The organism is Corynebacterium sp. HMSC064E07 (genome assembly GCF_001815745.1).
Classification (GTDB): Bacteria; Actinomycetota; Actinomycetes; order Mycobacteriales; family Mycobacteriaceae; genus Corynebacterium; species Corynebacterium jeikeium_D.
Map to the genome: position 1 here is coordinate 132,650 of NZ_KV821793.1, position 20,119 is coordinate 152,768.

The 20,119-nt window shown below is 57.6% G+C and carries 16 protein-coding genes; 8 read left to right on the forward strand and 8 right to left on the reverse strand.

The window, feature by feature from the left end; genetic code table 11:
- Positions 1–378 precede the first annotated feature (378 nt).
- The gene (locus HMPREF3053_RS00545; RefSeq protein ID WP_370449407.1) at positions 379–1,749 is read right to left on the reverse strand and encodes a pyridoxal phosphate-dependent aminotransferase; all 1,371 of its coding nucleotides are present in this window, start codon (positions 1,747–1,749) and stop codon (positions 379–381) included.
- A 148-nt stretch (positions 1,750–1,897) separates the two neighbouring features.
- On the reverse strand, positions 1,898–2,434 hold the full coding sequence (locus HMPREF3053_RS00550) for a YceI family protein (protein ID WP_070595697.1): 537 nt from the start codon (positions 2,432–2,434) through the stop codon (positions 1,898–1,900).
- A gap of 303 nt (positions 2,435–2,737) precedes the next feature.
- Between HMPREF3053_RS00550 and HMPREF3053_RS00555 the strand changes: the two genes are divergently transcribed.
- Positions 2,738–3,859, forward strand: a complete 1,122-nt coding sequence (locus tag HMPREF3053_RS00555; protein ID WP_070546015.1) for a CE1758 family FMN-dependent luciferase-like monooxygenase — start codon at positions 2,738–2,740, stop codon at positions 3,857–3,859.
- Positions 3,859–4,626: an FMN reductase gene (locus tag HMPREF3053_RS00560; protein ID WP_070767110.1), complete on the forward strand. Its 768-nt coding sequence runs from the start codon at positions 3,859–3,861 to the stop codon at positions 4,624–4,626. The genes HMPREF3053_RS00555 and HMPREF3053_RS00560 overlap by 1 nt, the downstream gene beginning before the upstream one ends.
- Before the next feature lie 49 nt (positions 4,627–4,675).
- Here HMPREF3053_RS00560 and HMPREF3053_RS00565 read toward each other — a convergent pair whose 3' ends face one another.
- Positions 4,676–4,867 (reverse strand): hypothetical protein, encoded by a 192-nt coding sequence (locus tag HMPREF3053_RS00565; RefSeq protein ID WP_048734418.1) that lies wholly within the window; start codon positions 4,865–4,867, stop codon positions 4,676–4,678.
- A 518-nt stretch (positions 4,868–5,385) separates the two neighbouring features.
- Between HMPREF3053_RS00565 and HMPREF3053_RS00570 the strand changes: the two genes are divergently transcribed.
- The 3 genes from HMPREF3053_RS00570 to HMPREF3053_RS00580 are packed head-to-tail and all read left to right on the forward strand — an operon-like array spanning position 5,386 to position 7,307.
- Entirely contained in the window at positions 5,386–5,979 is a 594-nt protein-coding gene (locus HMPREF3053_RS00570; RefSeq protein WP_016421574.1) for a hypothetical protein, read from the forward strand.
- A gap of 45 nt (positions 5,980–6,024) precedes the next feature.
- Positions 6,025–6,699, forward strand: coding sequence for a hypothetical protein (locus HMPREF3053_RS00575; protein ID WP_070595699.1), 675 nt, complete (start codon positions 6,025–6,027; stop codon positions 6,697–6,699).
- 8 nt (positions 6,700–6,707) lie between these two features.
- Positions 6,708–7,307 (forward strand): hypothetical protein, encoded by a 600-nt coding sequence (locus HMPREF3053_RS00580; protein WP_005511781.1) that lies wholly within the window; start codon positions 6,708–6,710, stop codon positions 7,305–7,307.
- Between the two features lie 140 nt (positions 7,308–7,447).
- On the opposite strand, the gene HMPREF3053_RS00585 is transcribed toward HMPREF3053_RS00580, so the two are convergent.
- From HMPREF3053_RS00585 to HMPREF3053_RS00595, 3 genes are all read right to left on the reverse strand, one after another.
- Entirely contained in the window at positions 7,448–8,101 is a 654-nt protein-coding gene (locus HMPREF3053_RS00585) for a response regulator transcription factor (protein WP_016421571.1), read from the reverse strand.
- A gap of 133 nt (positions 8,102–8,234) precedes the next feature.
- Positions 8,235–9,341: a histidine kinase gene (locus HMPREF3053_RS00590; RefSeq protein ID WP_222867644.1), complete on the reverse strand. Its 1,107-nt coding sequence runs from the start codon at positions 9,339–9,341 to the stop codon at positions 8,235–8,237.
- A 263-nt stretch (positions 9,342–9,604) separates the two neighbouring features.
- Positions 9,605–12,988 carry a heterodisulfide reductase-related iron-sulfur binding cluster gene (locus tag HMPREF3053_RS00595; protein WP_070767111.1) on the reverse strand — a complete coding sequence of 1,128 codons (3,384 nt, stop codon included), beginning with the start codon at positions 12,986–12,988 and terminating at the stop codon, positions 9,605–9,607.
- A 373-nt stretch (positions 12,989–13,361) separates the two neighbouring features.
- Here HMPREF3053_RS00595 and adhP point away from each other — a divergent pair, with 373 nt between their 5' ends.
- Complete coding sequence (gene adhP, locus HMPREF3053_RS00600) at positions 13,362–14,423, forward strand: alcohol dehydrogenase AdhP (protein WP_070767112.1); 1,062 nt, start codon at positions 13,362–13,364, stop codon at positions 14,421–14,423.
- A 538-nt stretch (positions 14,424–14,961) separates the two neighbouring features.
- On the opposite strand, the gene HMPREF3053_RS00605 is transcribed toward adhP, so the two are convergent.
- Positions 14,962–15,738, reverse strand: a complete 777-nt coding sequence (locus HMPREF3053_RS00605; RefSeq protein WP_049171737.1) for an enoyl-CoA hydratase — start codon at positions 15,736–15,738, stop codon at positions 14,962–14,964.
- Positions 15,739–15,984: 246 nt separating this feature from the next.
- On the opposite strand from HMPREF3053_RS00605, the gene HMPREF3053_RS00610 reads away from it, so the two are divergent.
- Positions 15,985–16,749 carry a cyclase family protein gene (locus HMPREF3053_RS00610; protein ID WP_049171735.1) on the forward strand — a complete coding sequence of 255 codons (765 nt, stop codon included), beginning with the start codon at positions 15,985–15,987 and terminating at the stop codon, positions 16,747–16,749.
- Between the two features lie 277 nt (positions 16,750–17,026).
- Here HMPREF3053_RS00610 and HMPREF3053_RS00615 read toward each other — a convergent pair whose 3' ends face one another.
- Positions 17,027–17,758 carry a YcnI family protein gene (locus HMPREF3053_RS00615; RefSeq protein ID WP_049171733.1) on the reverse strand — a complete coding sequence of 244 codons (732 nt, stop codon included), beginning with the start codon at positions 17,756–17,758 and terminating at the stop codon, positions 17,027–17,029.
- Positions 17,759–18,276: 518 nt separating this feature from the next.
- On the opposite strand from HMPREF3053_RS00615, the gene dnaK reads away from it, so the two are divergent.
- Positions 18,277–20,118, forward strand: a complete 1,842-nt coding sequence (gene dnaK, locus HMPREF3053_RS00620) for a molecular chaperone DnaK (RefSeq protein WP_048734453.1) — start codon at positions 18,277–18,279, stop codon at positions 20,116–20,118.
- Position 20,119: the final 1 nt, after the last annotated feature.

The window sequence follows — 20,119 nt, forward strand, 5'->3', positions numbered from 1 at the left end:
GGGGCAGCCGAGGTTGCAGAGTTGGGTTGATTCGCGGTATTGACAGCCCGGAACCGGCCGGTAGGGGAGCCGCTGTTCGAGTTCTTCAGTACGTCGAGATGCGCACCTATGTCGGAACCCGGAGCAACGCGAAAAGGTTGCTGGTTGTCAGAGTTCATTGAATCTTTTGAATGCCTGCCCACCCTTAATAACCTAATCGCTGCACCAGCACCGGAAGGCGTACCGCCATTCCGGCGCGCCGGGCCGTGGTCATCAGCGCTATGGCCCACCTATCGATGCAATACTCACTCATCGATGCGCTCCAGTGTGTCCATAAGTGAATAGCGCATCGATATGTGAGAAGGGCAGAACCAGTAGCGTGCGCAACCTTAAGTACTGCTATTGCTTGTAGCTGACCAGGAAGTTGCCCAGGCGCTCGATGGCTTCCTTCAGGTCGCGTGCCCACGGCAGGGTGACAATTCGGAAGTGATCCGGCGTCGGGTAGTTGAAGCCAGAGCCGCCGACCATCAGGATCTTCTCTTCACGCAGGATGTCGAGCATCAGCTTTTCGTCATCGTGAATTTCGTAGACGTTCGGATCCAGCTTCGGGAATGCGTACATGGCGCCCATCGGCTTCACGCAGCTCACGCCCGGAATTGAGGTCAGTCCCTCGTAGGCGACATTGCGCTGCTCCAGAAGGCGACCCCCTGGCAGGATCAAGTCCTCGATGGACTGGTAACCGCCAAGTGCCACCTGAATGCCGTGTTGAGCAGGGACATTCGGGCATAGACGGGTGCTGGCCAGCAAGTTGATGCCCTCGATAAAGCCCTCTGCGTGGCGCTTCGGGCCAGTCAGCACCATCCAGCCAGCGCGGTAGCCGGCCACACGGTAGGTCTTGGACAGGCCGTTGAAGGTGATACAGAGCAAATCCGGGGCCAAGGAGGCAGTGGAAATGTGCTCTGCATCGTCGTAGAGGATGCGGTCGTAGATTTCGTCGGAAAGCAGCAGGAGTGAGTGCTCACGAGCGATATCCACGATGGCTTCGAGTGTCTGGCGTGTGTAGACCGCGCCGGTCGGATTGTTCGGGTTGATGATGACAATCGCCTTCGTGCGATCCGTCACCTTCGAGCGAATGTCTTCGACATCCGGGGCCCAGTTATTCTCCTCATCGCACGTGTAGTGGACGGCCTTGCCGCCGGCGAGGGTGGTTGCTGCAGTCCAGAGCGGGTAATCCGGAGCTGGAATGAGGACCTCATCGCCCTCGTTGAGCAGCGCCTGCGTGGTGATGGAAATCAGCTCGGAGACGCCGTTGCCCAGCCAGACGTCGTTGACGTCGAAACGGGGGAAGTCCGGGTCCATCTCATAGCGCGTGACGACGGCACGGCGTGCGGAGTAAATACCCTTGGACTCGGAATAGCCCTGTGCGTGGGGGAGAGCGCGGACCATGTCCTGCACGATGGTGTCAGGTGCATCAAAGCCGAACTTCGCCGGATTGCCAGTGTTGAGCATCATGATGCGGTGGCCGTCGGCCTCCATCTGCTCGGCGAGAGTAGTCACCGGACCGCGAATGTCGTAGAGGACGTTCTGCAGCTTGGAGGATTGGTCCAGTGTCTTCAGTGGAGTGCGGCGAGGTGCCCTGATGTTTCCACGACGGGCGGCAACACGGGCAGCACGGGACTGCTCGGCCTGAGCGGCCTGCGCAGCCTGAGCGTCCTGCGTTGTCTCGTTGGTGGTTTCGGTGCCCTGGGAAGTGTCTTTACTGGAACTCACCTGTCTAAGCATGCCACTTTTTTGCTCCCGCACCATGCTTTTCTCACAGCGGGGGCAGATTAATTGCACATTAATTGCGCAAAAGCGCCCTGCATGAGGATGCAGGACGCTTTACTGGGTTGCGGGCAGCTGGGGTTCTGGCTGCTAGTTACTGCTTAACTGCGGAGCCGTCGATCTGCAGGGAAATCTCGTTGCCAAGGAGCAGGCCGCCAGTCTTAATAGGAGCGTTGTAATCGATGCCGAAATCGGTGCGGTCAATCTTGGTGGCTGCCTCGAAGCCAACGCGAGTCTGCCCCCATGGGTCTTCAGCGGAGCCGAAAATGTCGACATCCAGGGTGACCGGCTTGATGATGCCGTTGATGGTCAGGTCGCCGGTAACGGTGGCCTTTTCTTCGCTCTGGAGCTCGATAGCGGTGGAAACGAATTCGAAGGTTGGGTTTTCGTCGGTGCCGAAGAAGTCCTTCGAGCGCAGGTGGTTGTCACGCTCTTCATTGTTGGTGTTGATGGAGTTCGCCTGAATGGTCGCCTTTGCCGTGGAATTCTCCGGCTTGTCGGCATCAAAATTAATAACGGACTCAAACTCAGTGAACTGACCGTGGACCTTAGTGATCATTGCGTGACGAACGGTGAATCCAACGGTGGAGTGCTGTGCATCAAGAACGTAGTTGCCAGACTGAAGAGCCATAGTGAATCTCCTAAAAGTTAAAAGTATCTCGAATGTTTCGAAGTATTTTTGTCCGCCGGAACCAACTTCCGGTGTTGACGTGTCAACGATAACTCTAGATGTGATGATGTGTCAACAAATTTCAAAGAAAATGCCGAATATTTTTTAGAAGCGCACATCCGGTCGGGCGATCGGTTCGGGGTTTTGTCATGGCTGGGCGAGGCTCCTTTGGTTGGAGGCGGTTCATATGGAGTCGTTTTAAGTGCTTATGCCCAGCATAACAGGCGTTGACATGTCAACAACCGCTATTTAGGATTGAGAATTATGCAATTCGGAATTTTTACAATTGGCGACGTCACAAAAGATCCCACGACCGGACAAATCCCTACTGAACATGAGCGAATTAAGGCAACTGTCGCCCTAGCGAAGAAGGCCGAAGAGGTCGGCCTCGATGTATTTGCTACTGGCCAGCACCACAATCCACCGTTTGTGGCACCGGCGAATCCGCCGATTTTATTAGCCAACCTCACAGCACAGACCGAAAATCTGATTCTGTCGACCTCGACAACGCTGATTACCACCACCGACCCCGTGCGCATCGCCGAGGATTACGCCTACCTCCAGCACCTTTCCGAAGGTCGCATTGATCTGATGATGGGCCGCGGCAACACCGGGCCGGTTTATCCGTGGTTTGGCAAGGATATTCGCAAGGGAATTCCGCTGGCCATCGAGAACTATCACCTGCTGCGCACCCTTTGGCGTGAGGAGAATGTGGATTGGCAAGGTCAATTCCGCACTCCGCTGCAGTCATTTACGTCCACACCGCGCCCGCTCGACGGTGTAGCACCTTTCGTGTGGCACGGCTCAATCCGCTCCACTGAGATTGCTGAGCAGGCCGCCTTCTATGGGGACGGCTTCTTCCATAACCACATTTTCTGGAATATCGAGCACACCACAGCCATGGTCAACCTCTACCGCCAGCGCTATGAGCACTACGGCCATGGTGCTGCTGATCAGGCAATCGTCGGGCTTGGCGGGCAGGTCTTCGCCGCTGAGACGGAGAAGAAGGCCAAGGAGATTTTCCGCCCATACTTCGACAATGCCCCGGTCTATGGACATGGGCCATCTCTGGAAGAATTCGAGAACATCACTCCACTGACCGTCGGCACGCCTGAGCAAATCATCGAACGTTACCTGGGCTATGCAGACGCCGTTGGCGACTACCAGCGTCAGCTCTTCCTTATCGATCACGCCGGCCTGCCGCTGGAAATGGCGTTGGAGCAGGTTGAAATCCTGGGAACCGAAATCGTTCCGGTCCTGCGTGAAGAGTTCGAGCGCCGCCGTCCGGCGCACGTGCCTTCCGACCCGCCGACGCATGCCTCGCTGGTTGCCGAGGGCGCAGATTCCCCGCACCTTCTCGTCCGCCCGGCTGAAAGGAATCAGTAGTGAAAAAGCTCGTCGTCGTAAGTGCCGGTGTTTCCGATCCATCAACCACGCGCATCCTTGCCGACCGCATCGCGGAGGCCGTCGAGGCGCAGGTCTCCAAGCGTGGCGAGGGGGTCCAAGTTGAGTACGTCGAGCTGCGCGAACTCGCTGTCAGCCTCGGCACTGTGATGTCCACAGGGCTTTACGACGAAAAATTGCGCGCCGCCCTCGATACTGTCAGCGGTGCTGATGGATTGATTGCCGCGCCCCCGGTGTTCGCAGCGTCCTACTCGGGGTTGTTCAAGATGTTTTTCGACGCCCTGGATAAGGATGCGCTGACTTCCATGCCGGTCATTATTGCTGCGACGGCTGGCACAGCACGACATTCGTTGGTGCTGGAGTATGCGATGCGTCCGCTGTTTAGCTACCTGCGCGGCACGGTTATGCCGACTGCTGTATTTGCAGCCACTGAGGACTTTGGTGCTGGCGATGGTGCCGGAAATGGCGCCGGCGGAGTGTCCGGCGCGGAGATGAACAATCGCGTCTTGCGTGCAGCTCGTGAGCTTGCCGAGTACCTTGTCGGTGTTCGCTCGGCCGTAGTCGGTTTTGGTCCAGATTTTGGGAACGAAGCTGAAGAAAAGGGTGCGGAGCATTCAGCGGGCGGGGCCAGCGAGGGGAATCGGGGTGTTGGCGAGCCGAACCAGCGACGCAGTACAAACACGCGGGTGGATACTAACGTCACGGATTTTGCCACGCTGCTAGAGGGGCTCGACGGTACCGCGAAGTAGCCGTGCGCTCACGTGAAGGGAGGGCAGGGGAGGGCGGCGTCAGCGCTCTTTAGCGGCACCACGGCAGGTTGTAGTAGTCGCAAGAGAAGGTATCGGAAAGAGCGTATTCCTTAACCTGCAGGTCGTCGCTGCTGGTCGTAGCTGTCGGTGCTGCGGTAGCGGCCGGGGCGCCGGTCAGCGCGCCCAGGGAAAGTGCTGCGGATGCAATGGTGGTAGCAAGAACAGAAGTGCGTCGAAACATTAGGTAGTACTCCGAAAGATATCTGCCTCGGCAAAGTGTCAGGGCTTTGTGGACTGCCGGACTTCGCCAGTGATTAATAAAGAAATCATAACTATTTAATCAAGAGTGTGAAGTGTGGAGGTCTCTCTACCTGCCCGCGCCTGGGGGTGGCCATTCGGCTACTCTCTGGTGTCTTTATGTAGGTGGGCTAGTGGCCGAAATGTTGATTGTCTAGTACCAAGTGGCCGACCGAGGCATTTTTGAATTGGTTCAAAAGGCGTAGTTCTAATGCGTTTAAATTGATCGCCGAAATCTTATTGTGGCGCCCATAATCGCTGGTCAGGGTCAATTAGATGTCGTATTTTCGCGTGGCAGAAATCGGTGAGATTCCATTTTTACTATGTGGATAATTGCTGCGGCCGTCGTAAAGCCAGTCGAAAATTTTCCATTACAAAACGCTGAATTTCGACTTACCTTTGCAGGTGTCAGTTCAAGTATTTCCTTACGAGTTGCTCGTCACATCCTGAAAGGATTTCGCCGTGAAGAAGACCCTGCTCTCCGGCTCCATTGCAGCCCTGGTTACCATGTCCTCGCTGGCTGTCGCCCCGATGGCGGAAGCTGCCCCAGCCCCTACCCCGGGCACCGTCGGTGGCACCTGCTCCGTTGAAGGCCAGTCCGGCCAGTCCCTGAAGATCACCGGCTCGAAGTTCGAGGTCGAAGGTACTGCGACTGTCGCTAACTACGGCGACACCGACCTGCCGCTGACCCAGACCCTGAAGGAGGGCAAGACCAAGTCCTGGAACGTCGGCGGTTCGGTCGACTTCGACCTGCTCAAGCTCTTCCATGTCACCTTTAGCGCCGGCTACCAGTCCACTCAGACCTGGGAAGTTGGCCAGACCCTCGGCCCGTACCCAGTCAAGCCTGGCTACACCGGTGTTCTGGAGTATGGCTTCCTGAATCAGTCCTTCGAAGGTACTCACCTGACCTGTAAGGGCGGAAAGTGGATTGACGCGGGTCGTCCGTACTGGGGCACCATCCCGAAGGAGCGTCACATTCGCGTTTCCATGCGCGCCAACGAAGCTGATCGCTCCGTCGACGGTGCTGCTCCGCAGGTCAAGGAGTACGCCGTTTAAGGCGGCCAGAGCCCCTAAAGCCTCGAAGTAGAAGGAAGTTTCTCCATGTTGAGCGTGAAAAAGAAGGCCCTGGCCTGCGCGGTGATGGGTGCAAGTCTTCTTGCGCCAGGCATCGTTGGACAGGTCGCGGCGACCCCGCTGACCCAGACCCCTGACCAAGATGAGCACCACACCGGTTTCACCAACACGGATAAGTGTGACCCGGTCAAGGATGCCAAGCGTCACCCCTGGGAGCAGTGGATTACCGACGAATGGGACCGCTACAACGGCACTAACTCATTCACCAACCGCACTGACCGCCCTATTCAGTACACCCTCGAGGTGACAGAGGGAGTCAACGAGTCTGTGAAGGCCATGAGCTCCGGAAATATGTGGGACGTGTTCCTCCACGGGGTGAAGAACAAGTACGGCATCGTCGAGGTCAGTCAGTGGTCGGTTGGCGACAAGCTGGGCCCGGTGACCGTCAACCCCGGTGAGACTGTTCGCGCAGACTACGGCGTGCACATGAAGTCCTTCATTGGCCGTGTTCGCACCTGTGACCAGAAGACCGGCCTGTGGCGCGGTGAGCCCTACTTCGGTGAGTACAACGGCAAGGGGCCGTCGACTCGCTTCGTGGTCTGGCACAAGACCACCAAGGAGGGCGAGCACCGTCAGCAGTGGGCGCCTGTCAGCGGTAACTCCGGTGACGGCGGCCCGGCATCCGCCACGATTAACGACTAGGAGCAGTTATGAAAAAGCGTGTTGTCGCCATGTGCTTGACGACGGTCTTTGCGCTCGGACTCGGTGCTCCGACAGCGGTGGCCGCCCCGAATCCAGGAGCCGGTGAACCGTTCGCGCCGGAGGAGTGGGTACCAGTGCCCAAGCCGGCGGCAGTTGACCGCGGTCCGGCACCGGGAACCACTTGTGAAGCTCCGGGTTCGGTGGCTGAGTTCGTGGAAATCACCGGCTCTCGCTACGACGTTGAGGGCGTTGTCTCTACGAAGAATGACATCGGTGATGAGCCGATTCCGCTGACGCAGACCATCAAGGAGTCCAAGACCAAGAAGTGGTGGACCAATATCTCTGTCAGCGTGAAGGTCAGTAAGGAGCTCAACCGCAAGTACTCCTGGGAATACTCCCGAGAGATGGTTTGGAGCCTCGGGCAGAAGATCGGACCATACGAAGTGCGCAAGGGTGAAACTGGTCGTCTGAGCTGGGGATTCCTGGTTGACGAGTTCGCCGGACAGACAGTTCGCTGCAACGCCAACTCGAAGACGTGGGAGCCAATTGGGCGCAGCTACTTCGGTGTGGCTCCGCGCGAGCGACATGTCGAGGTGACCATCCAGTAGTTACACAGTTCTCTCTCCACACTCAGCACGGGTAAAAGGGGCATATTCACGAAAGCGAATATGCCCCTTTTTGCTATCTATCTCGGGCTTGCAAAGGCTCGATTCAGAGCCGCTACCCGGCCAAATCTCAGAGCCTCTGGTTATTCTGCGGCAGCGGATGCCGGCGGGTGGAAGCCCGCATCTATTGCTTTCAGCGCCAGGTCCAGGCGAGAGGTAGCTCCAAACTTATTGAACATGCTGGAGAGGTGCTTCTTGATAGTGCCCGGCGACTTGCCGAGTTCCTTGGCGATGTCGTGGTTTGACTTACCGCGGCAGATTAGGCCGAGAACCTCTCGCTCGGCTTGAGTGATCTTGTACGAGGAAATGTTGCGGGACGGCAGAGTTTTAATCAGCCGAGTCGCAGAAATCGGCGAGATGACGGTGCCACCCTGGAAGACATCTTCAACGGTGCCAATGACAGATTCCGGGCGGGCAGTTTTGAGAATGTAGCCATTTCCGCCGAGACTCAAGATTTTCAGCATTGTTTCATCGGTATCAAATGAGGTGATAGCGATGAATTTCGGTGGATTCTCCACCTTCTTAATGCGCTCAAGTAGCTCAACGCCGTCCATGTTGGGCATATGAATATCGGTCAAAACTACGTCAACGCCACCACGGGCAATAATGTTGAGAGCTTCGTGGCCATCGCTGGCTTCATCGACCACGGTGATATGCGGTGCCTTCTTGAAATAGGTTCGCAGCGTCGAGAGTACGAGTGGGTCGTCGTCGACAATGAGAACCTTAATGTCAGACATCCGCGAACCTTTCATAGAAGTTATAAAAACCGAACAATATCTGTCATCGTGTGATATTACTACGCTAACCAGGACTTTTCGAGAGATATCTTCGTCACAGGCGGCTACTACATCAATCTTACGCTAGCGTAACCTACTGGTTGGTAGGTGGCATGTGGAGTTTGCAATTCCACACATTTCCTTCTCGTTCTGACGTGATGGAACCGTCCCACGGTCGCACTCGCCGATGCAGTGAGGAAAGCCCCAAACCGCTCGAGAGCATCGCCCGCGGCAGAAAATGCGGTAGCGCCTTCGATATCTGATTGCTGATGTCGAGCGTGAAGCCATCTTCCTCATTGCTCAGCGCCAGAATGTGAACGTTCGTTTGCGGTTCGCCGTACTTCTGAATGTTCGTGCAGAACTCCGACAGCGCCGGCGAGATAACCTCTGAAATCTGCGTCAAAGAGGGCTCGGTTTCAATCTTCGTGGCCAGCGAAACGTTAAACCCAGCTTCCTGCAGTTCATCCTTGGCCTGTTGGAGCACCTTGTTCATGCTGGGAACTCGCTCATCCTGGCCGATAGCTGAGGTCAAAGAACTCTCGTCGTCAGCTGATTTCAGCAATGAAAGCAACTGGCGAAGCTGTAGCAGGCCTTCTCGGGAGGTCTCTGCGATGTCCTCCAGGGATTCTTCAAGTTTTTCATCGGACCCTTCTCGCTCGATGGCGAGCGCCTGCGCCAGCATGGTTACGCGAGTAAAGGACTTGGCGGTGGAGTCGTGCAGTACGGTCGCCAACTCAAGGCGTTGTTCTTCCAGAGCGCGGTTAGATTCAATCGTTGCCCGCCGGCGTTGTTCTTTGTAGCGGCTGCGCATCATGCCGATGGCGTAGGCAATCACAAAAAGCAGTGTTGTCACAAAGGTCGCGACATGGTCGCGTGCGAAAGTACTTGTGTTTACGTCGTAGTTTGAAATCACCAACAACAGCAACGCAGTGATTCTCGCCGGCATCTTGTTGTTGTTAGCACGCATCACTTCCACGATGAGAAGCGCGCAGAAAATCTGCATTGGAGCCTGCTCTGTGGGAAGGAAAGTCAACGCCAAGAAATTCGCTGGGACAACCACCATGGCAAAGAGCGGCAAATACGTCGCCACTGCAACAAGAATGACCTGAAGGCCACCGATAATGGTCGGCAACAATAGATCAGAGTTGCTCTCGCGGAAAATTAGCGCATCGAGAGCAGTGAGGATCAGCGCAATGACCATCTCCACTGACCCCGGAGTCCTCAGAAAGTCCCTTATCTGTGACAGCGATTTCTTAATCACTACGCCAAGACCTCTTTCCACACCACAACGCGGTCATCTCTAACGGGATGCAGTAATCAATATGCAGTAATCAATATATTGTCAGTGCGGTTGAGAGTGCCATTTGCATGATTAATGCCGTGGCGCAGGGATCGTCGTAAAGCACAAAAAATCCGCCCGGGAAGAATAACCTCTCGGGCGGATTCCTGCTTACTTAGCGAGCGCTACTTACGTCGCGCCGATCCTGGCAGCGGAACTCCGTGCTGGTTGCGCGGAAGGTTCTTAGCGCTTGCCGACGGCGCCTGCGTCTCCTCGGCTGGGGCCTCAGTGGCCTGCTCGGTGGAGGCGGCATCTTCCGCCGACTGCTGTTCAGTAACCTCTGGCTGCGCCGGAGCCTGCTCTGCCACTGGCTGAGCAGGAGCCTCCTGAGCTTCGGTTTCCTCTGCTGCCGGGGCAGGGGTGCTAGCGACTGGCTTGGCCTTGCGTGCGCCACCCGGGATTGGAGCGCCCTTGCGTGCGCCGCCCGGAACCGGAGCACCGGATGCGGTCTTCGGCTGCTCAGCTGCTGGCTGGTCAGCTGCTGGCTGCTCGGACTCGGTGGCCGCTACTTCAGCAGCGGTGTCCTCGGCGGGAGCGGTTTCCTCGGCCTTCGGCTTGGCGGCCGGGGCTGCCTTCTTAGCACCACCTGGAACCGGGGCACCCTTGCGTGCGCCACCCGGAATCGGAGCGCCCTTGGTTGCCTTCGGAGCCTCAGCCGGAGCTTCGGTTTCTGCAGCTGCTGGCTCTGCCTGCGCGGCCGGCTTAGCGGCCTTGGCGCCGCCCGGAACTGGAGCGCCCTTCTTAGCGCCACCTGGAACCGGTGCGCCGGCCTTTGCTCCGCCTGGCTTCGGAGCGCCGCCCGGAGCTGGAGCACCCTTCTTGGCACCGCCTGGGGTCGGGGCGCCGCCCTTTGCACCACCTGGAACCGGGGCGCCGGCCTTGGCGCCGCCTGGCTTCGGAGCGCCACCCGGAGCAGGAGCACCCTTCTTGGCGCCACCCGGAGTTGGTGCGCCGGCCTTGGCACCGCCTGGCTTTGGAGCACCACCCGGAGTCGGAGCGCCCTTCTTGGCACCACCTGGGGTCGGTGCGCCGCCCTTGGCACCACCCGGCTTCGGAGCACCACCCGGAGTCGGAGCGCCACCCTTGGCGGCAGCGCCTGCAGCAGCACCAGCAGCTGCGGCACCAGCGCCGGCAGCGGAAGCCTTCTCTGCCTTCTTCTTCTCGGCAGCCTCAGCCTTCTTGCGCTTAGCTTCCTCTTCCTCGAGGCGCTGACGCTCTTCCTCTTCAGCCTTCTTCGGATCGACCCAGCCACGCTCCGGCTGCTCAATCCACTCCGGTTCGCGTGCCTGCGGCAGCTCGCCGTCGACCTTCACGGAGTCGCGGAGCATCTGGGCGATGTCCAGGACCTCCGGCTTCTTCTCGTCGTCCTCGATGACGTTGTTGACGCCATCGTTCATCATCGTCTTACAGAACGGGCAGCCGATGGCAATTGCCTCAGCGCCGGTTCCGACAGCCTCTTCGGTGCGGTTTACGTTGATGCGCTGACCGATGGTCTCTTCCATCCACATGCGAGCGCCACCAGCACCACAGCAGAAGCCGGTGTTCTTATTACGTGGCATTTCGACGAGGTTGGCGCCGGACGCGCCAATCAGCTCACGCGGAGCTTCGAATACCTTGTTGTGGCGGCCCAGGAAGCATGGGTCGTGGTAGGTGACCTGGCGGCCCTGACCCGAAGCAACCGGCTGCAGGCGGTTAGCACGAACCAGCTTGTTCAGCAGCTGGGTGTGGTGGACAACTTCGTACTGTCCGCCCAGCTCCGGGTACTCGTTCTTGAAGGTGTTGAAGCAGTGCGCACAGGTGACGACAATCTTGCGCTGCTTAGGCGGCACACCGTCGAAGACCTCGTCGAGCTGCTCGATGTTCTGCTCAGCCAACATCTGGAAGAGGAATTCGTTACCAGCACGGCGAGCGGAGTCGCCAGTACAACCCTCGGCCTGGGAGAGCACAGCGTACTTCACACCTGCGGTGTAAAGCATCTCTGCAACAGCCTTGGTGGTCTTCTTCGCATTGTCGTCGTAAGCACCGGCACAACCGACCCAGAACAGGTACTCGGTATCGTCGAAGCTCTCGACATCCTCGCCCCAAATCGGGACAACGACGCCTTCCTTGCGGACCTCATTGATCCAGTCGGCGCGAGTGGAAGCGTTCTGGCCCCACGGGTTGCCCTTGGTCTCAAGGTTCTTGAACAGGCCAGCCAGCTCGGTCGGGAAGTCCGACTCCACCAGGACCTGGTAGCGACGCATATCAACGATGTGGTCGATGTGCTCAATGTCAACCGGGCACTGCTCAACACAGGCACCACAGTTGGTGCAGGACCACAGAACGTCCTGGTCGATGATGCCCTCGTCGCCGTCGCCAACCAGCGGCTTGGTCAGGAGTGCTGCGCCAGCACCTTCGCCCTCGCGAGCGGTTTCGATGGTCTCGCCAGCCAACAGGTACGGGGCAGAAGCGTAAGCGTGGTCACGCAGCTGGTTAACCAGCAGCTTCGGGGACAGCGGCTTGGAAGTGTTCCATGCCGGGCACTGCTCCTGGCAGCGACCACACTCGGTGCAGGAGGTGAAGTCCAGCAGAGCCTTCCAGGAGTGGTCGGTGACTACGCCGGTGCCCATGGAGTCAACCTCCGGGTCAGCCTCTTCCAGGTTCAGGATTTCGCCGTTAGAGGTCATCGGCTTAGCCCCAGCGAGGGCGTTGTAGCCGTCAGCGTTGCGCTTGAGCAGGATGTTGGCGAACGCCAGGAAGCGGTGCCATGCGACACCCCAAGTTAGGTTGCGGCCAACAACGAAGAGCCAGACCATACCGGACAGCAGCTTAATCAGCGCGAAGATGGACACCATGACTTCGGAGGCCGGCAGAATCTGTGCGATACCACCGGTGACGAAGTTCGCCCAGGTCCAGACCTCGGCGCCAGTGTTACCGTGGTCGCCGTAGGTAGCCAGCTTGGCAGCCTTGACGAACATCATGCCCAGGCCCTCGATGAGGACGACAGTCTCAACGAAGTAGGCAGCCTTGGCGTTGGAGCCGTAGAAGCGGCTCAGGCGCTCCTTGCCCAGGTTGGTCTGGCGGACGAGAATCAGTGCCAGGATGCCCAGGGTGGTGCCCAGACCGAGGATTTCGTCAATGAAGTGCCAGACCGTCCAGTCCTTCAGAAGAGGCCAACCGCCAGCGGGCCAGAAGGTCTGAATGTACGCCTCGAACCACACTAGGGAACCGAGGAGGAAGCCCACCATGACGAACCAGTGAGCCACAGCAACGCCGGGCTTCTTGGCCATCTTGGTGTGACCGACGATCTCTCGGATCATGGTCCAAATACGGGTTCCCCATTCACCGGTGTGACCGTACGTCTTTTGGCCCACCATGATGGTCTTCACCATATGGGTGAATCCCTTAATAAAGATGAACCAGCAGGGCAGGGACAACAGGACGCCAATAACGCCGACTGCGACGGTGAATCCAGTAGATTCCGGAATCGCCGTGTCAGCCGTCGCCGCGGCGAGGTTGAGCACGCTCATAATGTTCCTTCTAGGCTGGCTCAGCCAGGGTGATGGCTGAGTGAAAATAGTTCTCTTGTGAGTTGTATCACGAGCCACGGACGCGTACATAACTAACGCCGTAATTAGTGCTGAAATCATGGCTATGTGGTGTAACCTGCGCATTTTCGGCGATTTTCGCAACGAATGGGTTTCTTAATTCCGCCCGCTGATCATGCTCTAAATATATTCCATTAGAAAAATAAGGGTGTACAGGGTGGCGTGCGTCACTTTATGCTGACTTTTGCGCTCCACAGTTTTACAAACGAAACGAAATACGCTAATGCAAACTGTTTTCAAAAAGTGTGGGGTTGTACGTCAGTTGTTTTCCGACTAATCAAGGAGTTGATTGATCATGACCTCCGTGCAGTCAGACCGTGTCCGTTCCGGGCAATCCTCCCAGTTCACCGCCGCAGTTGTTGATGAATTTGGGCCAAACCTCAATGTTCGCGATGTCGATCTGCCAAAGCCGGGGCCGAATCAGGCGCTCGTGAAGTTGATTGCCTCCGGCGTCTGTCACACTGACTTGCATGCGACAGAGGGGGACTGGCCGGTCAAGCCGGAGCCGCCTTTCATTCCGGGGCATGAGGGAATCGGCGAGGTGGTCGAGCTTGGCCCTGGAAAGCATTCGGTCAGCGTGGGTGACATTGTCGGCAATGCATGGCTGTGGTCCGCGTGTGGTGACTGTGAGTACTGCCGGACCGGCCGCGAGACTCAGTGCAACGACGCCGAGTATGGCGGCTATACCCAGGACGGTTCCTTTGGCGAGTACATGCTGGTCGACACGCGGTATGCTGCTCGCATACCGGAGGGCGTGGACTACCTGGAGGCCGCGCCGATTCTCTGCGCCGGCGTGACTGTATATAAGGGCCTCAAGGTTTCCGAGACGAAGCCGGGGCAGTTTATGGTGGTTTCTGGCGTCGGTGGATTGGGGCATTTGGCGGTCCAATACGCCAAGGCGATGGGTATGCGCGTAATTGCCGTGGATATCGCGGAAGACAAACTCGACCACGCAAAGGAGTGGGGTGCCGAGTTCGTTGTGAACGCTAAGGATGAGGATCCGGTCCAGGCGGTTCAGGCCTATACCGATGGTGGGGCTCACGGCATTCTGGTCACTGCTGTCCATAGGGGTGCGTTCGGCCAGGCGCTTGGCATGGCGCGCCGCGATGGAACCATTGTTTTCAATGGCCTTCCGCCGGGGGAGTTCCCAGCGAGCGTGTTCGACATTGTCTTCCGCAATCTCACTATTCGTGGTTCGCTCGTCGGCACGCGTCAGGATATGGCCGAGGCTCTCGACTTCTACGCCCGCGGGCTGGTCAAGCCGACAGTTAAGGAGTGCTCGCTGCACGAAATTAACGATGTCTTCGAGCTGATGCGGCAGGGCAAGATTGATGGTCGCATGGCCATTCGCTACTAGTCCTAGGCTCTAGTCGGCGCCTCTATTTCTCGACCGCCCGTCTCATCTGGTCCGCAGATAGCCATACTCCGAAAAGGTCGCCGTCGGGTCTGAATCGCTTGCCGACGCTCACGTCAACGGGCACCGGTTCAAATCCGAAGGCTTCGACTGTTGCTCGTGCGGCCTCGAGGGCCGCAGGGTCTGTCGACATGACTGCAATCGCTCGGCGCGGTGCGCCCTCGGCGATCTCTTCCGGGGTTCGGTAATCGCTAATCAGTTCCTCGTAAGAGACGTGGTTTAGTGTCTTGGCGATGTGGGCCCCTGGGAATCGCTTGGCGAGGTCCGCCGTTGTTACGGACTCTGGGGAGTCGGTTCCGGTGGCCTCCCAGGGGGTGGTGGCGCTCTTGGCCCCGGGGTGGCCTCGCCTGCCCCCCCAGAAACATTTTTGCCAGCTTTTTGTAGGAAGTAGCGCCGAATTCGCGGTTACTTCCTACAAAAAGCTGGCAAAAAGTACTTGGGTCGCGCCGCCGCGCCTCGCACCCAACGCCGCCGCGCGCTCTTACGAGTTGGTGAAGTTTGCCTCGCGCTTTTCAGTGAAAGCGGCCATGCCTTCCTTCTGGTCATTGGAGGAGAACAGGGAGTGGAAGGTGCGACGCTCAAAGAGCAGTCCCTGCGACAGCGTCATTTCGTAGGCCTGGTTGATCTGTTCCTTAATCTGGGTAGTGGCAACCAGCGACTTCGACGCAATGGTGTCGGCGACCTTCAGGGCCTCGTCGAGAAGCGCTTCCGGCTCGACGACGCGGGCGACCAGACCCGCGCATTCAGCTTCTTCGGCGCCCATCATGCGGCCGGTGAGGCACATCTCCATTGCCTTAGCCTTGCCGATTGCGCGGGTGAGACGCTGCGAGCCGCCCATGCCCGGAGAGATACCGAGGTTGACTTCAGGCTGACCGAACTTGGCCTTAGCGCCAGCGATGATGAAGTCCGCCATCATAGCGACCTCGCAGCCACCGCCCAGGGCATAGCCATTGACGGCGGCGATAACTGGAGTGCGGACGGAAGTCAGAACATCCCAACGTGCGAACCAGTCAGAGACATACATCTCGGTGCCGGACTTGTCCGCCATCTCCTTAATGTCCGCACCTGCGGCAAACGCCTTCTCGGAGCCGGTGATGATAATCGCGCCGATTCCCGAGTCGTTGTCGAAAGCGGTGGCTGCTGCGCCGATCTCTTCCATGGTCTTGTGGTTCAGGGCGTTCAGTGCCTTCGGGCGGTTCAGGGTGATAATGCCGACGCGACCTCGGGTTTCGGTAAGGATGTTTTCGTAGGTGGTCATTAGATACTCCTTTGGGATGGCTTGAGTTTGGTGAAAGTTGTGTATGTAGCCCGCAATTCCAAAATCTGAAGAACGTGGCTGCGGCTTGAAAAGTCTTTCCTGTATGCGAGGGTACCTGCGGTAGCGGGTGTCGTCAGGCTGTTTGAGCTGATAGGTGCAGGGTGGGGCGAGTTGGTGTCTTTTAGTGCTCGATGTGCCGGTGGCCATATTGGCTAACTAGACAGCTTTGTCTATATACTTCGCTTTATGTCGAACAAGAACACCGCAAACACGCACGAACTATGGGACATTGCTCGCAAGCTTCGGGAAAACCACACCTATGTTGACTTGACTCACGCGTTTCACGCCGGTCAGCCGAAATTCCCTGCGCTTCCCGACGAACAGCGAACACGGCTTTTCACCGTTGCTGAGCATGGATTTGAAATCGACCAGTATCAGTTTGTTGGCCAGTGGGGTACGCATGTGGATCCGCCTGTGCATTTCGTCCAAGAGACGAGAACTCTTGACAATATTGGCGTCGAGCAGATGATCCTGCCTTTGGTCGTCCTAGATTTCACTGCTGAAGTCGCTCGGGATAATGATTTCTCCCCTTCGATTGCTGATGTCGAGGCGTGGGAGGAACGCAATGGTTTGATTCCGGGCGGTGCATTTGTCGCATTTCGCAGTGACTGGTCAAAGCGGTGGCCTGACGCTGAGGCAATGGCCAATGCGGATGAAGAGGGCGTGACTCACTACCCAGGATGGAACGTTGAGGTTGTCGAATGGTTGATAGACAACCGTGGCGTTGTGGCGATTGGGCACGAGACCACTGATACGGACCCCGGCATCGTGGCTCATGGTGGCAGCTTGCCGACGGAACTCTATCTATTAGGGCGTGACCGATGGCAGATTGAACTTCTGGCTGGGCTCGACCAGGTGCCGGAAACGGGGGCTCTCGTGGTTGCCTCCTGGCCGAAGCCAAAGGATGGGACGGGGTTCCCAGCTCGAGTTTTTGCTGTTTTGCCAGTGTAATCCTCCCACTGCCTTCGAACGGTTTTCGAATACGCCATAAAGCTTCGCCTAACTCAATCCGAGCCTAGATGCGTGATTCAGCCGTCATTGTTTGAGAGCTTTGCATTGTCCGTTCACTGCGTCGACCGAAACGACGAGCCGACAGCACGGATTATCCTCCGGCGTGCATTGTCAAGATCGGCCGGCTCTATGTGCTCGCATGGGGTGAGCTCTGTGAAGGCATGGGCGGCAGTGCCGCGGTGAAGGCGGATTCCCGAGTGGCAATCCGCCTGTGGTCTTAACCTCGCTTACGCAGTGAAACTACCAATGCGGCAATACCGGTCAGCGCGCCCACGAGGCCGAGCCCCAGGCCCCAGCCGCCAAGCGTGCTGCTCGAATCCTCGCTGGTAGCAGCTGCGGAATGCTCCACGTCGTCTGAGCGGCTATCGCCGTGGTTTGTCTCGCTGGTGCCATGGTTGTGGCTGTGGTCGTGACCGTGGCTATGTTCATTGTCTTCCGACTTCTCAATCAGCTCCACAGTTGGAACCGGGTAGTCACTATCGTGGTCCTTTTCAGCCCAGTTCATCGAACCCTTTTCACAGGTTTGCAGCGTCGGCACCTCAACTGTCGACGGCTTTGCGTCATCAGCCACCTTCACGCTGAGCGTCAGAGAATCCTTCAGGTCCGACGGCAGTGGAGTCTTTGCGGTGTAGATGACCTTCTGCACCTTTTCATTCTTGCCAGAGCCGGTCGACTCCTTGGTGACATCCCAGTTCGCGTTCACGTTCGGCGTAACCTTTTCGAACTCCTCCGGGATGGTGAACTCGACCTTCGTCGTCGGCGAACCGTCGCAGCCATGGCCGACCCCGAAAGCCAGATCCGCGTAGCCGCCAATCGGGGCAGACGACGGGGTTGCATGCACATGTGCGGATGCAATGGCAGGGAAGGCGAGGGTTAGTGCGGCGCTTGCCGACGCTACTGCGAGCCCACGGAAAAAGGGGAAATGGTGTCGCTGTGCATTCTGAGGCACGAAAAACTCCTAAATAAGTGGGATGAATTCTTGGCTCAATCGCCCCGTAAATGGGGAGAATTTAGACATGTATTAGTGGAGCCGCCAGAGCTGATTCGGTGTCAGGCCATGGGGTAACAAGGGCATGGCCTGTTGATGAGCCGGTGGCTGCAAAACACGTCAGGGGATTAGTCGGTTCGCTGTGCAGGAAAGTTCCCAGGGCTAGTGCTAGGAAATTCTTTGTCCCCCTGGAGTCCAGAGGCAGGATTCTGTATAGAAAATTGCGCTGTCGGCTACCGTGAGTGGCTTTAGAGCATAGTCTTGTAAAAATCTTTTATCGCGGTGACCTGCGGTGATGACGGTTTTTTTAGAAAAGTTGAGTCGGGTTGGAATAACTTTGTCCCATAGTCCGTTGCATAGCATGACAAACATTGAGTCGGACACACTCAAGTTTGCTTGACAGATTTTCTACGGCAATGCAGACTTGAGCGCGTAAGACTTAAGGGCAATTCTTTTACTCTTCTAGAAAGGTGTTCATCATGGGACGCGCTGTTGGTATTGACTTGGGTACGACGAACTCCTGTGTCTCCGTCCTCGAGGGCGGCGAGGCTCAGGTGATTGCGAACGCTGAGGGTTCGCGCACCACTCCGTCGGTGGTTGCATTTGCAAAGAATGGTGAGGTCCTGGTTGGCCAGTCCGCTAAGAACCAGGCTGTCACTAACGTTGATCGCACTATTCGTTCGGTCAAGCGCCACATGGGTACTGACTGGAGCATCGAGATTGATGACAAGAAGTACACTCCGCAGGAGATTTCCGCTCGTACGCTGATGAAGCTGAAGCGCGACGCTGAGTCTTACCTGGGTGACGACGTCACTGATGCGGTTATTACCGTTCCGGCTTACTTCAACGACGCTGAGCGTCAGGCAACCAAGGAAGCGGGTCAGATTGCTGGCCTGAACGTCCTGCGCATTGTCAATGAGCCGACTGCTGCTGCACTTGCTTACGGTCTGGAGAAGTCCGACAAGGAGCAGACCATTCTGGTCTTCGACCTCGGTGGCGGTACCTTCGACGTCTCCCTGCTGGAGATCGGCGACGGTGTTGTTGAGGTTCGCGCAACTGCTGGTGACAACAAGCTCGGTGGCGATGACTGGGATCAGCGCATCGTTGACTGGTTGGTTGAGAAGTTCCAGTCCAGCAACGGCATTGACCTGACCAAGGACAAGATGGCTCTGCAGCGTCTGCGTGAGGCTGCTGAGAAGGCCAAGATTGAGCTGTCCTCCTCGCAGCAGGCATCTATCAACCTGCCGTACATCACCGTTGATGCTGACAAGAACCCGCTGTTCCTGGACGAGACCCTGTCCCGTACTGAGTTCCAGCGCATCACCTCTGATTTGCTTGACCGCACTCGTAAGCCGTTCCAGCAGGTCATTGCTGACGCTGATGTTTCGGTTTCCGACATTGACCACGTCGTGCTGGTCGGTGGTTCCACCCGTATGCCGGCAGTCTCCGAGCTGGTCAAGGAACTGACCGGTGGTCGTGAGCCGAACAAGGGCGTTAACCCGGACGAGGTTGTCGCAGTTGGTGCTGCTCTGCAGGCCGGCGTTCTGCGCGGTGAGGTCAAGGACGTGCTGCTGCTCGACGTCACCCCGCTGTCGCTGGGTATTGAGACCAAGGGCGGTGTCATGACCAAGCTGATCGAACGCAACACCACTATCCCGACCAAGCGTTCGGAGACCTTCACCACTGCTGAAGACAACCAGCCGAGCGTTCAGATTCAGGTCTTCCAGGGCGAGCGTGAGATGGCTGCAGCTAACAAGCTGCTGGGCTCTTTCGAGCTGGGCGGTATCGCTCCGGCACCGCGTGGTGTCCCGCAGATTGAGGTCACCTTCGACATCGACGCCAACGGCATTGTCCACGTCACCGCTAAGGACAAGGGCACTGGTAAGGAAAACACGATCACCATCCAGGACGGCTCCGGCCTCTCCAAGGAGGAGATCGACCAGATGATCAAGGACGCTGAGAAGCACGCTGACGAGGACAAGAAGCGCCGCGAGGAGCAGGAAGTCCGCAACTCGGCTGAGTCCATGGCTTACCAGACCCGCAAGTTCGCATCGGAGAACGAGGACAAGGTTTCCCAGGACATCCGCGACCGCGTTGAAGAGGCCGCCAAGGAAGTCGACGAGGCTCTGAAGGGCTCCGACATCGAGGCCATCAAGTCCGCCGTCGAGAAGCTGTCCACCGAGAGCCAGGAGATGGGTAAGGCTATCTACGAGGCTCAGGCAGCTGAGGGTGCAACCGCAGCCGAGGGTGCTGAGGCCGCTGACGCTGACGACAACGTCGTTGACGCTGAGGTCGTCGACGAGGACGAGAAGGACAAGTAAG